The organism is Arthrobacter sp. UYCo732 (assembly GCF_040547265.1).
Lineage (GTDB): Bacteria > Actinomycetota > Actinomycetes > Actinomycetales > Micrococcaceae > Arthrobacter.
Genome location: NZ_JBEPPJ010000001.1, coordinates 179,113 through 194,567, shown reverse-complemented (window position 1 = coordinate 194,567; position 15,455 = coordinate 179,113). Strand labels below are relative to the sequence as shown.

Here is a 15,455-nt window from a genome sequence, read left to right as displayed (position 1 = left end):
TTGCCGGCTCTGCGGGGAGACTGCGCGAAACTGTTTTTCATGCTCCGCTGACAGCCCCCAGGCCGGCACCTAGATTTACTGTCCATAAGAAGGTCAGTCTACAGGAGCGGATTGCGCCTTCCGCATGCCCCCGGGGCCGCCACATTTCGTGATCTCGACGTCATTCCATGATTTGGGTCACCGTTATTGGCAGTTAACACAGAATGCTCATTAGACTGGCAAAGGTCCGGGTTCAGGACGCAGAGACTGGTTCGATTGTTGTGCTGAGGCACCTTGGCGGCCAGAGATAAACCAAACTCATGGAAGAGGCGTATTTCAAGTGCCAGAGCAGCCTAGCCACCGTCTACCAGAGGAATTTGGCGGAAATGAGTGGCTCGTTGACGAACTGTACGAGCAGTACCAAAAGGACAGGAACACTGTGGACACCAAGTGGTGGCCGCTGTTCGAATCCTTCGACTCGGGCAGCGAATCGTCTTCCAACGGGAGCACGTCAGCCGCCGCAGCCAACCCCGCCACACGTGAAATGCCTGCCGTAGCTCCGGCTGCGGCGCCTGCTGCAACTGCCCCGGCACCGTCGCCGGCCGCACAGCCTTCAGCACCGGCAGCCGCTCCGGCAGCGGCTCCGGCAGCGGCAAAGAAAGCCCCCGCAACGGTCGCCCGCGATGGCGCGAAAAAGACCGAGCCCGGCACCAGCGCCCCGCCGATTCCCGCGCAGCTGCCCAAGAACGTCAAGGCACCCACAGCCCCCGAGGAAGACGTGGTCTCCGTCCTGCGGGGTCCGGCCAAGGCCATTGCCACCAACATGGTCACCAGCCTTGAGGTCCCCACCGCCACGAGTGTCCGTGCCATCCCGGCCAAGCTGCTGATTGACAACCGCGTTGTCATCAACTCCAACCTGGCCCGCGCCCGCGGCGGCAAGGTCTCCTTCACCCACCTGATCGGCTACGCCGTCATCCGGGCGCTCTCGCAGTTCCCGTCCATGAACGTCTACTACGACGAAGTGGACGGCAAGCCTGTTGCTGTCCAGCCGGCACACGTCAACTTCGGCATCGCCATTGACATGCCCAAGCCGGACGGCACCCGCCTGCTGATGGTGCCGAACATCAAGAAGGCGGAGACCCTCAACTTCTCCGAGTTCTGGCACACCTACGAGGACCTGATCAAGCGCGCCCGCGCCGGCAAGCTGACCGCTGATGACCACTCGGGCACCACCGTGTCCCTGACCAACCCCGGCGGCATCGGCACCGTCCACTCCGTGCCGCGCCTGTCCAAGGGCCAGGCTGCCATCATCGGCGTCGGCGCGCTGGACTACCCGGCCGAGTTCCAGGGCGCGAGCGAAAAGATCATCGCGCAGAACGCGATCAGCAAGGTCCTCACGCTGACCTCCACCTACGACCACCGCGTCATCCAGGGTGCCGGCAGCGGCGAGTTCCTGAAGCTGGTACACCAGCTGCTCCTCGGCGCCCAGAACTTCTACGACGAAATCTTCGAGTCGCTGCGCATCCCGTACGAGCCCGTGCGCTGGAGCCTCGACCTGCAGGTTGACCCCGCTGACGAAATCAACAAGGTCGCCCGGATCCAGCAACTGATCCACTCCTACCGCGTACGCGGCCACCTGATGGCGGACACAGATCCCCTCGAGTACGTCCAGCGCAAGCACCCGGACCTCGACGTCCTGACCTACGGGCTCACCCTCTGGGATCTCGACCGCGAATGGCCCACCGGCGGTTTCGGCGGCGCCCCCATGCTCAAGTTCCGCGACATCCTCGGCGTACTCCGCGACGCCTACTGCCGCACCACGGGCATCGAGTACATGCACATCCAGGAGCCTGAAGAGCGCAGATGGTTCCAGGACCAGCTGGAGCACGAGTACTCGAAGCCCAGCCGCGAAGAGCAGCTGCGCATCGTGTCCAGGCTCAACGCAGCAGAAGCGTTCGAAACCTTCCTGCAGACCAAGTTCGTCGGCCAGAAGCGCTTCTCCCTCGAAGGCGGCGAATCCCTGATTCCGCTGCTGGACGCCATCATTTCCGACGCCGCTGACGATGGCTTGGACGAGGTCGCGATCGGTATGGCCCACCGTGGCCGCCTGAACGTGCTGACCAATATCGCCGGCAAGACCTATGCCCAGGTGTTCCGCGAATTCGAAGGCACCCAGGATCCCCGCTCCGTGCAGGGTTCCGGCGACGTGAAGTACCACCTTGGTACGGAAGGCACGTTCACCTCCGAGAACGGCAACGAGACCAAGGTTTACCTGGCGGCCAACCCGTCCCACCTCGAGGCGGTGGACTCCGTCCTCGAGGGCATCGTCCGCGCCAAGCAGGACCGCCTGGACCAGGGCATGGCTTTCCCGGTCCTGCCCATCATGGTCCACGGCGACGCTGCCTTCGCCGGCCAGGGCGTGGTTGCCGAAACGCTGAACCTGTCCCAGCTCCGCGGCTACCGCACCGGCGGCACCATCCACGTGGTGGTCAACAACCAGGTGGGCTTCACCACCGCCCCGTCGTCGTCGCGCTCGTCCACGTACTCCACGGACGTCGCCAAGATGATCCAGGCACCGGTGTTCCACGTGAACGGTGACGATCCGGAGGCCGTGGTCCGCATTGGCCAGCTCGCCTACGAGTTCCGCCAGCGCTTCCACAAGGACGTTGTGATCGACATGGTGTGCTACCGCCGCCGTGGCCACAATGAGGGCGACGACCCCTCGATGACCCAGCCAATGATGTATAACCTGATCGAAGCCAAGCGCTCCGTCCGCAAGCTGTACACCGAGGCGCTCATCGGCCGTGGCGACATCACCGAGGAAGAAGCAGAGCAACTGCTCCGCGACTACCAGGAGCGGCTGGAGCGGGTCTTCGCCGAAACGCACGCAGCCCAGACATCCCCGATCCCGATTATCACGGCTGATTCTGCCGCCGTCTCGGACATCGAGCGTCCCATCGCCCAGCAGGCCGATTTCGGCACGAACGCCCCGGCATCCACCGCCATCTCGGTGGAAACGCTGGCACGGATCGGCCAGGCACACGTCGAAATCCCCGAGGGTTTCACCGTCCACGGCAAACTCAAGCAGCTGCTTGAGAAGCGTGAGCAGATGTCGCGCGAAGGCGGCATCGACTGGGGCTTCGGCGAGATCGCGGCCTTCGGTTCGCTGATCATGGAAGGCGTGCCTGTCCGGCTTGCCGGCCAGGACTCACGCCGCGGCACGTTTGTGCAGCGCCACGCCGTGTTCCACGACCGCGCCAATGGCAGCGAATGGCTGCCCCTGGGCAACCTTTCGGACGACCAGGCCAAGCTGTGGATCTACGACTCCCTGCTGTCCGAATACGCGGCCATGGGCTTCGAATACGGCTACTCGGTGGAACGCCCGGATGCACTCGTGCTGTGGGAAGCGCAGTTCGGCGACTTCGTCAACGGCGCGCAGACCATCATCGATGAGTTCATCTCCTCGGCCGAACAGAAGTGGGGCCAGCGCTCCTCCCTGGTCCTGATGCTCCCGCACGGCTACGAAGGACAGGGCCCGGACCACTCCTCGGCCCGGATCGAACGCTTCCTGCTGATGTGCGCCGAAGAGAACATGATCGTCGCCAACCCCACCACGGCGGCATCGCACTTCCACCTGCTGCGCCGCCAGGCCTACAGCCGGCCGCGGAAGCCGCTGATCATCTTTACGCCGAAGCAGCTGCTGCGCCTCAAGGCTGCCGCGTCGTCCGTGGAGGACTTCACCACCGGCGGCTTCCGCCCCGTCATCAGTGACCATGAGCAGCTGGCGGCAGACGCCGTCGAACGCGTACTGCTGGTTTCCGGCCGCCTCTACTACGACCTTCTGTCCACGCGGCAGAAGACCGATGACAAGACCACCGCGATTGTCCGCGTGGAGCAGCTGTACCCGTTGCCCCACGAGGAGATCGCTGCGGAACTGGCCAAGTACCCGAACGCCGAGGTTGTTTGGGCACAGGACGAGCCCGCCAACCAGGGTCCATGGCCGTTTATGGGCCTGCACCTCCCGGAGGCGCTGGACCGGCGCGTCCGACTGGTGTCGCGTCTGGCCTCGGCCTCCACGGCCGCCGGCTCCATGAAGCGGCACGCTGTCGAGCAGGATACGCTCTTGAAGCAGGCATTTGCACGGAAGTAACAGCAGTGGCTGCCCGGCCGGACGTCGAAATACCAGACTCCGGCCGGGCAGTTCTGTTTAATGGGATGGACCATAGCCACGCCGATTGGCAACAGTCGGCACGGACGTTAAGAGGGACTTGTGGAAGACAGGAAGCTGCGGCTCGCAGCTGTTGGAGATGAACTGCTGGCCGGGCTGGGCGATCCCAGGGCGCTCGGCTGGCTGGGCCGCGTACTGGCCCGCACTCCGCAGGACGGCGTGGCCATGGAAAGCTATGCCCTCCCTTGTCCCCAGGAAGGAACGGAGGGGCTCGCCGCCCGCTGGCTGGAAGAGGCCGGGCGCCGCTTCGGCGCCCACCACGAGAACCGCCTGGTGATCGGCCTTTCGGGCCGGGACATCGAATTTGGCCTCTCCACGGCGCGGAGCCGCCTGAACCTGGCCAACATCCTCGATACCGCGTCACAAAACCGGATCGAGGTGTTCGTGGTGGGGCCGCCTCCCACGCTGGACCCTGCCCAGAACCGCCGCCTCGCCGAGTTGAACACCGCCTTCGCGGACGTCACCACACGGCGCAAGCACCTGTACGTGGACACCTTCTCCCCGCTCCTGAACCACGAACAGTGGCGCCAGGACCTCGCCGCAAACAGCGGTACCCCCGGGCAAGCGGGTTATGGGCTGATGGCCTGGCTGGTCCTGCACCGCGGCTGGTTCCAGTGGCTGAAGATGGACGCGCCCGAGTAGCTCCGGCCACACCCTCTCTCACTTACTGCAGGTTATTACCGGACGCTCTCTCACTGTCTTGAAGACAGCTGGAGAGCGTCCCTGGAAAACCCGCAACAAGTGAGAGAGCGTTGGGGGTGGGAAGCGATCCGCTTTACTCCACTCGCGATATATCTTGACCTGCCGAGCAGCGCGTTGTATCTTGGGATATCAGTCACGATATATCGCGGCCTTGGAGGGCTCATGGCAGAGAACAGCTGGACCGTCACAGGCCCGCAAGTCATTGACGTTGACGATGTCAAATCGCTGAAGCTCGGCATGGTCCGCGGGAGGTTTGACGTCGTCGCGCACGCCGGCTCCGTTGCCCGTGTGGAGATCAACGACGTCCAGGGTGATCCGGTCGCAGTTTCCCTGACAGAGGGCAGGCTTGAGGTCCGCCATCAGCTCCATGGCCCGCAGGGCTGGTTCAAGAACCTAATGGGGACCGTCAACCACAACAGCAACAATTCGGCAGTCATCAGCATCGCCGTGCCCGCAGGCGTCGAGGTGGAGGCCGGCACCGTAAGCGGAGATGGCCTGGTCTCCGGCGTCAGCGGCCGTACCCGGCTCAACACCGTATCTGGCTCCGTGATGGCTGACGGGACGTGCGGGCAGCTGCACGTCAACACCGTCAGCGGCGAAGTCATCGCCCGGAACCACGACGGCGTCCTCACCGCCAAGAGCGTCTCCGGCGAGGTCACGGCGTCCGGCCGGTTCAGCAACATCCGCGCCAACACCGTCAGCGGTGACATGAGTTTCGATCTGCTCAGCTTCACGAATGACTTCGGTGCGAATTCCGTCTCGGGTGATGTCACCATCAGGCTGCCGCACGACGTCGGCGTGGACATCGTGGTCAAGTCCGCCAGCGGCGTTGTGGTGATCGATGACCATCAGTACTCACAGCCCGGCGGCAAGGTGGAAACCATTGCCGGCCCCGACAGCAAGCTGATGCTGGTCCGCACCAACTCGGTGTCCGGCAAAACGTCCATCTTCCACGGCCAGCCCGCCCGGAACGAGCAAGCACAAGATCCGGAAGCAGGGCACTAATGCCCCCAGTGTTCGCCCATGGTGCACTGCGGCTCTACCTCCTGGCGCTGCTGGAGTCCGGGCCCAAGCATGGCTATGAGCTGATCAAGGCACTCAGCGAGCGGTTCGGCGGCACCTACTCCCCCAGCGCCGGCACCATCTACCCCCGCCTCGGGAAACTTGAGGAGGCGGGGCTCGTTGCCACCGAGTCAGCCGGCCGCCGCACCAACTACCGCATCACTGCAGCAGGGCTCGCGGAACTGAACAAGCGCCGGGACGAACTCGCCGGCGTCGAGAATGACATTTCCGCCTCGGTCCGCCGGCTGGCGGACAACCTGCGTGCGGACATCCGCGCCAACATGCGGGGCCTGCGGGCAGACCTGGCCGCCACGGCCGAAGCGGCACGCTCCACGGCCCGCGCCGCCGACTTCAGGAAGGCGGCCACCCGGCAGTCCTCCGAGGGGATCCGCGAACTCAAGGAGGCCGAGATGCTGCTCCAGGCATTCCGGGACGATCTCCGCGTTGAGCTGCGCCTCCAAGCCAGCCGTCAGCCGCTCAGCCCCGTTACTTTGGAGACGGTGAGGGCAGTCCTGGACCAGGCGCGCATTTCCATCCGTAACTCGCTGCCGGGCTGAACGGCCGGGCGCCGTCGTTCAGGGGGACGCGTTTCGCGGCGTGTCCCATGGTGTGGGAGACTTGAGGGCAGCTCTTTTGAGTACCAACATTTAAGGAGGCCAGCTATGAGCAAGCGTGCACGTAAACGTCGTGACCGTAAGCGTGGCGGCGCGAACCACGGGAAGCGCCCCAACGCCTAAGCCAATGCTTGGAGTAACGGTTTAGGCGAAGGACCCCGGAAGCCACCTGGTTTCCGGGGTCCTTCGTCTATGCCTGCAATTCTGTATCAGGCAGCCACCATGTGCGGGCGTCCAACCAGTTCAGGCGTCCACGGGCCGGATCGAGTGGATCCGGTCGAGGATCGCGTTCTTCAGGTTGTCCGGCGCGGCCTCGGTGCAGGAGCGCTTGACCATGTTGCGGATCACGCACTCCAGGTCGTATTGCTCGGTGCATTCAGGACAGTCGTCAAGGTGTCGCTTGATTTCCGTGATGTCCTCGCGGGTCAATGCTCCGTCGAGATACTCGTAGATGCGTTGCATCCGGGCGTCATCGCAGTCGCCCAATCCTTGGCAGTCGCTCATTTCCTGTTCTCCTGTTTTGTGCTTGCGGCCGTGTCCTGTGATTCGACGGCGCCTTTGAATCCTCGTTCGGCGGCATAGTCCGCCAGCAGGTCCCGCAACATTTTCCGGCCGCGGTGAAGCCGGGACATCACGGTACCGATGGGCGTGTTCATGATGTCGGAAATTTCCTTGTACGCGTAGCCCTCGACGTCGGCAAAATAGACCGCCAGCCGGAACTCCTCCGGAATGGACTGAAGAGCGCGCTTGACGTCAGAGTCAGGCAGGTGGTCCAGTGCCTCCGCTTCGGCGGACCGCAGGCCGCGGGAGGTGTGCGATTCCGCCCGGGCCAGCTGCCAGTCCTCGATAGTGTCCGAGTTAGACTGCAGCGGCTCGCGCTGCCGCTTGCGGTAAAGATTTATGTAAGTGTTGGTCAGGATCCGGTACAGCCAGGCCTTGAGGTTGGTGCCGGGTTTGTACTGGTGGAACGCGGAAAACGCCTTGGTGTAGGCCTCCTGCACCAGGTCCTCTGCGTCGGCGGGATTCCTGGCCATACGCATGGCAGCCGAGTACAGCTGGTCCACGTACTGCATGGCGTCGCGCTCGAAGCGGATGCGCCGTTCTTCGGCTGACTCTGTGGCGATGTCCACGGGCTGCTCCGACGAACCAGGTCCAACGGCTTCAAGCGCCGTTGTTTCGGGTGCCGGCGTTTCAGGCACAGTCGAAGCCGCATCAGGCTTGGCGTCGCCAGCGGAATTGTCGTTAGGTCGCGAGGCTTCATACATGGCCGCAACGGCCGGATCCACGGTACTCATTGCGCTCAAGTCTACTGTGACGGCTTTGGCACGCGGCGTTCCGTACTCTGGGGGATCGGATTCCAGGGCCTGCAGTGCCACGGGGCCGGAAGTCTCCGGGCCGTCCTTCAGAAACCTCAAGGGCAACTCCACTCTCTCTCAAGCTGACACGAGGCAGGCCAGCGCTGTCCCGGCAACCAGTGGTCCGGCCATGATTAGAGCCGACAGGTGTTCGTCGGACCCGCAATCCATAACCGCTGGCGGCGGGCAAATATTCCGCAAAAGTGCAAGACTAGAACGGACTCCGCCGCATTCGGTGCGGTTCGTCCAGCCAGGAGGAAATCCATGTCCTTTGTCCGTACTCTCGCCCGGCCCATGCTGGCATCCAGTTTCGTTATCGCCGGACTGGACAAGCTGAAGAACGCCGATGACACCGCGCAACAGCTCTCTCCCCTCCTGCGGAAGGCCGCGGCGTCCCTGCCGTTCCAGGCTGACGAGAAAATGCTGGCTCGGGTGATCGGCGGAACGCAGGTGGGTGCAGGCGTCCTGTTCGGCCTGGGTAAGTTCAGCCGCCTCGCGGCAACACTGCTCACCGCCATTTCGCTTCTGAACACGTTTGTGGAGTGGCGCAGCGCGGATATAAGCACCAAGGCTGGCCGCGAGGCGCGCCGCAACCAGCTCCTCAAGAACGTCTCCCTGAGCGGCGGCGCCCTGCTGGCATCGATGGACACGGCCGGCAAGCCCGGCCTCGCCTGGCGTGCCGAGCACATCGCTGCCGACGCCCGGAAGTCTGCTGCGGGTGCCCGGAAGACCACCGGAAAGCAGTTCCACAAGGCGGACAAGGCCGTACGCCGCGCCGTGGAACACGCAACGGGGGCGTAAGGACGGATGACCGGTTCCACCCCGACTGATTATCCCGGTTCCGCCGATACCGTCCCGTACTGGCCCGCGCCGTTTGCGAGCCGGCCGATCAACGCCACCGTCACCGTGCCGGGTTCAAAGTCCCTGACCAACAGGTTCCTTGTCCTGGCCGCACTGGCTGACGGACCATCGCGGCTGCGGGCCCCCCTGCATTCCCGCGACTCCGCCCTCATGATTGACGCCCTCCGCCAGTTGGGCGCCACCATTACAGAGGTGCCCGGCGACGGCGCGTTTGGACCGGACCTGGAGGTCACGCCCCTGAGCCAGGAGGCGCCGTCGTCACGGACGCACATTGATTGCGGCCTGGCCGGAACGGTGATGCGGTTTGTCCCGCCGCTTGCGGCCCTGCGGACGGGCGCCAGTGTTTTCGACGGCGACCCCCACGCCCGGAAGCGCCCCATGGGCACCATCATCGAGGCGCTGCAGGCGCTCGGCGTGGCCCTGACAGCGGACGACGGCGCGGCCCCCTCCGCGCTGCCGTTCACCGTTGAAGGAACCGGGGAAGTCCGCGGCGGCCACCTGGTGATCGACGCCAGCGCGTCGTCACAGTTTGTTTCGGCCCTCCTGCTGGTGGGCGCGCGGTTCACGGACGGCCTCCATCTGGAGCACGCGGGCGGACCGGTGCCCAGCCTTGACCACATCAACATGACGGTGGCGGTACTCCGCGGCGTCGGGGTGTCGGTGGACGATTCCGTGCCCAACAACTGGGTGGTGGCACCAGGCCCTATCCGCGCGTTTGACCAGCGCATCGAACAGGACCTCTCCAACGCCGGCCCCTTCCTGGCTGCGGCCCTGGCCTCCGCCGGAACGGTGAGGATCCCGAACTGGCCGGCCGGAACCACCCAGGTGGGCGATCTCTGGCGGACCATCCTGGTGGATATGGGCGCGAAGGTCAGCCTGGCTGATGGCGTCCTGACCGTCACGGGCGGCCCGGAGATCAAGGGAGCCGTGTTTGACGAAACCAGCGAGCTCGCCCCCACACTGGCGGCTCTGTGTGCCCTGGCCAGCGGTCCGTCGCAGCTGACCGGCATCGCCCACCTTCGCGGCCACGAGACGGACAGGCTGGCAGCGCTGGTCACCGAAATCAACCTGCTTGGCGGCGATGCCGAGGAAACCAGCGATGGGCTGGTGATCCGCCCGGCCAAGCTGCACGCCGGCGTCGTCCACACCTACGCGGACCACCGAATGGCCACGGCCGGGGCAATCCTCGGCCTGGCCGTGCCGGGAATCGAGGTGCAGGACATCGCCACCACCGCCAAGACCATGCCGGAGTTCCCACAGATGTGGGCGGACATGCTCGCGCAGGGCACAGCAGCCGGCGACGGCACGGAAGGTTCCAGCGGTGGCCCGCAGCACTGACTCCTGGGACGAGTCCGACGTCCGGATCCGCCCCAGCAAAAAAGGCTCACGGCCGCGCACCAAGGACCGCCCCAGCCACGACGACGCCGTCACGGGCCGCATCATCACCGTGGACCGCGGCCGGTACACCGCCGTCGTGGGTGAGGACTCGGGCGACGAGCGGATCATCATCGCCGCACGGGCCCGTGAACTGCGCCGCTCCCCTGTGGTGGCCGGTGACTTCGTCTCGCTGGTGGGGGACGTTTCCGGCGAGCCCGACACCCTGGCCCGCCTGGTCCGGATCCAGGACCGACGCACTTTGTTGCGCCGCAGCGCCGATGACACGGATCCGATCGAGCGTGCCGTGGTGGCCAACGCCGACCAGCTGGTGGTGGTGGTGGCCGCCGCGAACCCGGAGCCGCGCACCGGCTTCATCGACCGCGCTCTGGTGGCCGCATACGACGCCGGCATTGAGCCGCTGCTGCTCGTCACCAAGGCGGATGTCAAGGATCCCGCAGAACTGCTGTCCAACTATGAGCACCTGGACTTTCCGGTGATCATCAGCCGGACGGCCGACTCCGCCGCCTCCGGCATCGACGCGCGTTCCGATGACGGCCTCTCGGCCCGCCTGGACGGCGACGCCGTTTCAATGCTACGTGCCTACCTCGACGGCAAAGTCACCGTGATGCTGGGCCATTCGGGCGTGGGCAAGTCCACTATGGTGAACGCTCTCACCGGCGCCGAACGGGCCACGGGCGGCGTGAACGCGGTGACGGGCCGCGGCCGCCACACGTCGTCGTCGGCCCTTGCCTTGAAGCTGGCAGGCGCCCCGGCCGGCAGCTGGATCATCGACACCCCCGGCATCCGCTCGTTCGGCCTGGCGCACGTGGACCCGGACCGGATCCTGCGGTCGTTCCCGGACCTGGAGCCTGGCACGGATGCGTGCGAGCGTGGCTGCAAACACAACGCGGCCGCGGTCAAGTGCGGGCTGGACTCGTGGGTGGCCGAAGGGCAGGCCGGTCCCACCGGCCCGGCCCGGCTTGCTTCGCTGCGGCGCCTGCTGGGCAGCGACCCGCGGCTGGAAGGCCAGGAATCCAAGGAACTGGGCAGCGTGGGCTAGAGGACCGGCGCCCGACGTCCCCGACCCTGAGCCCGTTAGACGGTAGTTTGGAACCATGATCCAACCCGCTTCGAGCTACAACGATGACCTGCGCCTGGCCCACGTGCTGGCAGATTCCGTGGATGACCAGACCATGAGCCGCTTCAAGGCGCTGGACCTGCACATCGAGACCAAGCCTGACCTGACGCCGGTCACTGATGCGGACAAGTCGGCTGAAGAGGCCATCCGCGGCCAGCTGTCCCGCTCGCGCCCCCGGGACGCCGTACTCGGTGAGGAATTCGGCAGCTCCGGCCACGGCTCCCGCCGCTGGATCATTGATCCGATCGACGGCACCAAGAATTTTGTCCGCGGCGTCCCCGTCTGGGCCACGCTAATCGCGCTCGTGGACGAGGGCGAACCTGTGGTGGGCGTGGTCAGCGCACCCGCGCTGGGCAAACGCTGGTGGGCAGCAAAGGGCGCCGGCGCTTACATGGGCAGGTCCCTTGCCGCAGCAACCCGGCTCCGTGTCTCGAATGTGTCCAACCTCGCGGATGCCTCGCTGTCTTATTCAAGCCTGGGCGGCTGGAAGGAACGCGGCAACCTGGATGACTTCCTGGGCTTGACCGAGGACGTCTGGCGGACGCGCGCGTACGGCGATTTCTGGTCCTACTGCATGGTGGCCGAAGGCTCCGTTGACATCGCCTGCGAGCCGGAGCTGAACCTGTACGACATGGCGGCCCTGGTCCCCATCGTGGTGGAGGCCGGCGGCCGGTTCACCTCATTGGAGGGCCAGGACGGGCCATTCGGCGGCAATGCGCTGGCCACCAACTCGATCCTGCACTCCGAGGTCCTCAAACGCCTCAATCCCGGCCTGGACGATCTGCTGTAGGCGCACTTTACCGAATTATCGACGGCGGGCGCCTCCTGAAGGGGGCGTCCGCCGCCTTATGTTCGCAAGAATCGCCTTCTGGGTAAATGAACGTAATAAACGACTTAACATTCAGCCGGGCTTTTCTCCGGCCGCAGCGATGAAATAGGCTCCTTAACAGGTCACGAGTGCCAGCGCTAAACCCCGGTTTGCTGGCCGGCAACCCTCCATTCGCGGTGGGGTGCCCCGGGTGACGACCAGGCCGGTCCGGAACGGACCCGGCAAGCGCGGATTCCCGGGACCGGGAATCCTTTTTGAGTGAGGTCCCCGTGACTACTGCCACCGTCTCCCCCGCCATCCAGAACACCGTCGCCACCGGTCTTTCCAGCGAACCAGGCGCCCTTGCGGGACGCCCGCTGTCCGCCGTCACCGGTGCGGAAATCCAGGCTCCGCTGATCCAGGGCGGTCACGTCAGGTACGCAAACCTGGACTACGGCGCGTCCGCCCCCGCACTCTCCATTGTGTCCGCCTACCTCAACGAGATCCTGCCGTTCTATGCCAGCGTCCACCGCGGTGCCGGCTATGCGTCGCAGATCAGCACGTCCGTTTACGAGAACGCCCGGAACATCGTCCGGGACTTCGTAGGCGGCCGCCACGACGACTCCGTCGTCTTCACGCGGAACACCACTGACTCGCTGAACCTCCTCGCGGGTTGCCTCCCGCAAACGGACGGGCGGCCCACCGGTGACGTTCTCTACCTGGACATCGAGCACCACGCCAACCTGCTTCCGTGGCAGGGCGTCCCGCACCGCAGTGTGGTCGCCGCCGACACGGTTGCCGGGACCATCGAGGTCCTCCGTGCCGAACTTGAGCAGGGCAACGTCAGCCTGCTCGCGGTCACCGGCGCCTCCAACGTCACCGGCGAGATCCTCCCGATTAGGGCACTGGCCGCCCTCGCCCACGAATACGGGGCGCGGATCGTGGTGGACGCCGCGCAGCTGGCGCCGCACCGTCGCATCAACATCAGCGCGGACGACGTCGACTACCTCGCCTTCTCCGGCCACAAGCTCTACGCCCCGTTTGGTGCCGGGGTCCTGGTGGGACGCACCGACTGGCTCGACTCCGGTACGCCGCATCTGGCAGGCGGCGGCGCCGTCCGGGAGGCAAAGCTCGACGGCGTCAGCTGGGCTACCGGACCCGCCCGCCACGAGGGCGGCTCCCCCAACGTGTTGGGGGCCGCCACGCTGGCCCGCGCCACGCAGGTCATCGCGTCGCTGGACCAGGACCGCTGGCACGCCCATGAGGCAGCCATCCGGTCATTCCTGGTGGACGGGCTCGGGAAGATCGACGGCGTCACCGTCCACCAGATCTTCTCGGACACAGACCCTGGCACCGGCACCATCGGCGTCGTGAATTTCTCAGTGGCCGGTTACGACGCCGGATTGGTGGCCGCGTATCTCTCGGCCGAGCACGGCGTTGGCCTGCGGGACGGCCGCTTCTGCGCGCACCCGCTGCTGAAGCGCCTCGGCCTCCCGTCGGGATCCCTGCGGGCCAGCTTCGGCGTCGGCTCCCGGTTGGAGGACGCCCAGCGGCTCCTGGCCGGCCTCGAACAGCTCCGCAGCACGGGCCTGGGCTGGGACTATGTGGTGGATTCCGGCCGCTGGGTTCCGGCCAACGACACGCGCACGTACCCGCACTGGGCACCGAACACCCCCGGCACGGCCGGAGCCGCTCCCTGCCTCGATGACTGAGGGCGCTGACGACTAAGGCCGGGACTGACCGGCTGACTGACGATGCGCGGCCATGCGGTAAATTCGAAGGATACGCATGGGCACAGTTGAAGGAGGCCGCACGTGGCACGGGGTGGCCCCAAGCTCGAGCACGGACGCCGTCTGGAGCTCGGGCAGAGCTTCCAGGACGGCGGCGAACACTATCAAAAGGTGCGCCCCGGCTACCCTGATGATTCCGCCGACTGGCTGGTCCCGGCCGGCGCCCGTGAGGCTGTCGATGTGGGCGCCGGTACCGGCAAATTTGCCGCGCTCCTGTTGGAGCGGGGCCTGGCTGTCACCGCCGTGGACCCGTCCGCAGACATGCTGGAACAGCTGCGGGCCCACTATCCGGCGGTAGCGGCAACCCAGGGGACCGCCGAGGCCACCGGCCTGCCTGACTCTACGTTCGACGTCGTCAGCGTTGCCCAGGCGTGGCACTGGTGCGATCCGGTGCCGGCCAGCACCGAACTGGCGCGGATCCTCCGGCCCGGCGGAACGCTGGGACTGATTTGGAACCAGCTGGACACGTCACTTCCCTGGGTGCACAGGTTGTCTCGCATTATGCACGCCGGAGACGTCTACAAACCTGGCTTCCGGCCGGCGGTTGGGCCGGAGTTCGAGGGCCTCGAGAGCCACGTGACCCGCTGGGATGACAGCCTCAGCACGGCGGACATTATGGAGCTGACGAAGTCGCGCAGCTACTACCTGCGTGCCAACGAAGCCACCCGGAGCAAGGTCCTGGCGAACCTCGACTGGTACCTGCACGAACATTTGGGGCACAACGCCGACGACGACATCGCCCTGCCGTACCTGACCCTGACGTGGCGGGCCGTCAAGGCGTGACGGCCACGGACCACCGGGTAGGCTTGGACCCGTGAAGTCCAGCGCCCCCTCTTCCTCCATCGAGGACTACGTCAAGGTCATCTACGGCTTCACGGAGTGGCAGGACAAGCCCATCACCTCCTCGCAACTGGCCCAGCGCCTGGGCGTGGCCAACTCCTCGGTCTCGGAGATGGTCCGCAAGCTCAAGGACCAGGGCCTGGTGGACCACAAACCGTACAGCGCCATCACCCTCACCGCGGCAGGTATCCGGCTGGCGCTGTCCATGGTCCGCCGCCACCGCCTCATCGAGACCTACCTCGTCCAGGAACTCGGCTACAGCTGGGATGAAGTCCACGACGAAGCCGAGCTTCTTGAGCATGCGGTGTCGGACACGTTTATCGAGCGTATGGCAGCAAAACTGGGCAACCCCGAACGCGACCCCCACGGGGATCCAATCCCGACGGCGGATGGGGAAGTCCTGATGCCGGAGGCGCACCTGCTTGGCCAACTCGACCCCGGCCACACGGGCCGGATCACCCGGATCAGCGACGAGAACCCGGACCTGCTCCGATACCTTTCGGCAGAGGAAATCGACCTCGACGCCAATGTGGAGGTCATGGGCCGCAAGCCCTTCGGCGGGGCTCTGGTGGTGCGGATCAGCAATGCCGGCACGACGCGGGAGTTCGACCTGGCCGACGCAGTCACGGCTGCGCTGTGGGTCCACACCGACCGCCCCCACGCCGGCTGCACGCTCGGTGACCGCTGAATGAAGCACGCTG

General features: G+C 65.6%; 14 protein-coding genes and 1 riboswitch. Of the genes, 12 read left to right on the top strand and 2 right to left on the bottom strand.

Annotated elements, in window-relative coordinates:
- Positions 1-319: 319 nt before the first annotated feature.
- The 5 genes from ABIB45_RS00860 (at position 320) to ABIB45_RS22505 (ending at position 6,708) form a co-directional block, all read left to right on the top strand.
- Complete coding sequence (locus tag ABIB45_RS00860; RefSeq protein ID WP_354213995.1) at positions 320-4,129, top strand: multifunctional oxoglutarate decarboxylase/oxoglutarate dehydrogenase thiamine pyrophosphate-binding subunit/dihydrolipoyllysine-residue succinyltransferase subunit; 3,810 nt, start codon at positions 320-322, stop codon at positions 4,127-4,129.
- Positions 4,130-4,249: 120 nt separating this feature from the next.
- Positions 4,250-4,849: a GDSL-type esterase/lipase family protein gene (locus ABIB45_RS00855; protein WP_354213994.1), complete on the top strand. Its 600-nt coding sequence runs from the start codon at positions 4,250-4,252 to the stop codon at positions 4,847-4,849.
- 222 nt (positions 4,850-5,071) lie between these two features.
- The gene (locus ABIB45_RS00850) at positions 5,072-5,914 is read left to right on the top strand and encodes a DUF4097 family beta strand repeat-containing protein (RefSeq protein WP_354213993.1); all 843 of its coding nucleotides are present in this window, start codon (positions 5,072-5,074) and stop codon (positions 5,912-5,914) included.
- Positions 5,914-6,528 (top strand): PadR family transcriptional regulator, encoded by a 615-nt coding sequence (locus ABIB45_RS00845; RefSeq protein ID WP_354213992.1) that lies wholly within the window; start codon positions 5,914-5,916, stop codon positions 6,526-6,528. The genes ABIB45_RS00850 and ABIB45_RS00845 overlap by 1 nt, the downstream gene beginning before the upstream one ends.
- A 105-nt stretch (positions 6,529-6,633) precedes the next feature.
- Entirely contained in the window at positions 6,634-6,708 is a 75-nt protein-coding gene (locus tag ABIB45_RS22505; RefSeq protein ID WP_104061284.1) for a 50S ribosomal protein bL37, read from the top strand.
- A 120-nt stretch (positions 6,709-6,828) separates the two neighbouring features.
- Here ABIB45_RS22505 and rsrA read toward each other — a convergent pair whose 3' ends face one another.
- Both rsrA and ABIB45_RS00835 read right to left on the bottom strand, forming a co-directional pair.
- Positions 6,829-7,089, bottom strand: a complete 261-nt coding sequence (gene rsrA, locus ABIB45_RS00840) for a mycothiol system anti-sigma-R factor (RefSeq protein WP_354213991.1) — start codon at positions 7,087-7,089, stop codon at positions 6,829-6,831.
- A complete protein-coding gene (locus tag ABIB45_RS00835; protein WP_354214406.1) occupies positions 7,086-7,961 on the bottom strand; it encodes a sigma-70 family RNA polymerase sigma factor in 876 nt (291 codons plus the stop codon). Before ABIB45_RS00835 ends, rsrA begins: the two co-directional genes overlap by 4 nt.
- A 243-nt stretch (positions 7,962-8,204) precedes the next feature.
- Between ABIB45_RS00835 and ABIB45_RS00830 the strand changes: the two genes are divergently transcribed.
- From ABIB45_RS00830 to ABIB45_RS00800, 7 genes are all read left to right on the top strand, one after another.
- Positions 8,205-8,741 carry a DoxX family protein gene (locus ABIB45_RS00830; RefSeq protein ID WP_354213990.1) on the top strand — a complete coding sequence of 179 codons (537 nt, stop codon included), beginning with the start codon at positions 8,205-8,207 and terminating at the stop codon, positions 8,739-8,741.
- 6 nt (positions 8,742-8,747) lie between these two features.
- Positions 8,748-10,139, top strand: a complete 1,392-nt coding sequence (aroA, locus tag ABIB45_RS00825) for a 3-phosphoshikimate 1-carboxyvinyltransferase (protein ID WP_354213989.1) — start codon at positions 8,748-8,750, stop codon at positions 10,137-10,139.
- Positions 10,123-11,238 carry a ribosome small subunit-dependent GTPase A gene (rsgA, locus tag ABIB45_RS00820; protein ID WP_354213987.1) on the top strand — a complete coding sequence of 372 codons (1,116 nt, stop codon included), beginning with the start codon at positions 10,123-10,125 and terminating at the stop codon, positions 11,236-11,238. Before aroA ends, rsgA begins: the two co-directional genes overlap by 17 nt.
- Positions 11,239-11,293: 55 nt before the next feature.
- Positions 11,294-12,106, top strand: coding sequence for a histidinol-phosphatase (gene hisN / locus ABIB45_RS00815; protein WP_354213986.1), 813 nt, complete (start codon positions 11,294-11,296; stop codon positions 12,104-12,106).
- 159 nt (positions 12,107-12,265) lie between these two features.
- Positions 12,266-12,379, top strand: a riboswitch (SAM riboswitch).
- 35 nt (positions 12,380-12,414) lie between these two features.
- Complete coding sequence (locus ABIB45_RS00810; protein WP_502909080.1) at positions 12,415-13,836, top strand: aminotransferase class V-fold PLP-dependent enzyme; 1,422 nt, start codon at positions 12,415-12,417, stop codon at positions 13,834-13,836.
- A 102-nt stretch (positions 13,837-13,938) separates the two neighbouring features.
- Positions 13,939-14,697: a class I SAM-dependent methyltransferase gene (locus ABIB45_RS00805; RefSeq protein WP_354213985.1), complete on the top strand. Its 759-nt coding sequence runs from the start codon at positions 13,939-13,941 to the stop codon at positions 14,695-14,697.
- A gap of 31 nt (positions 14,698-14,728) precedes the next feature.
- The gene (locus ABIB45_RS00800) at positions 14,729-15,442 is read left to right on the top strand and encodes a metal-dependent transcriptional regulator (RefSeq protein ID WP_354213984.1); all 714 of its coding nucleotides are present in this window, start codon (positions 14,729-14,731) and stop codon (positions 15,440-15,442) included.
- The last annotated feature ends 13 nt before the right edge of the window (positions 15,443-15,455 follow it).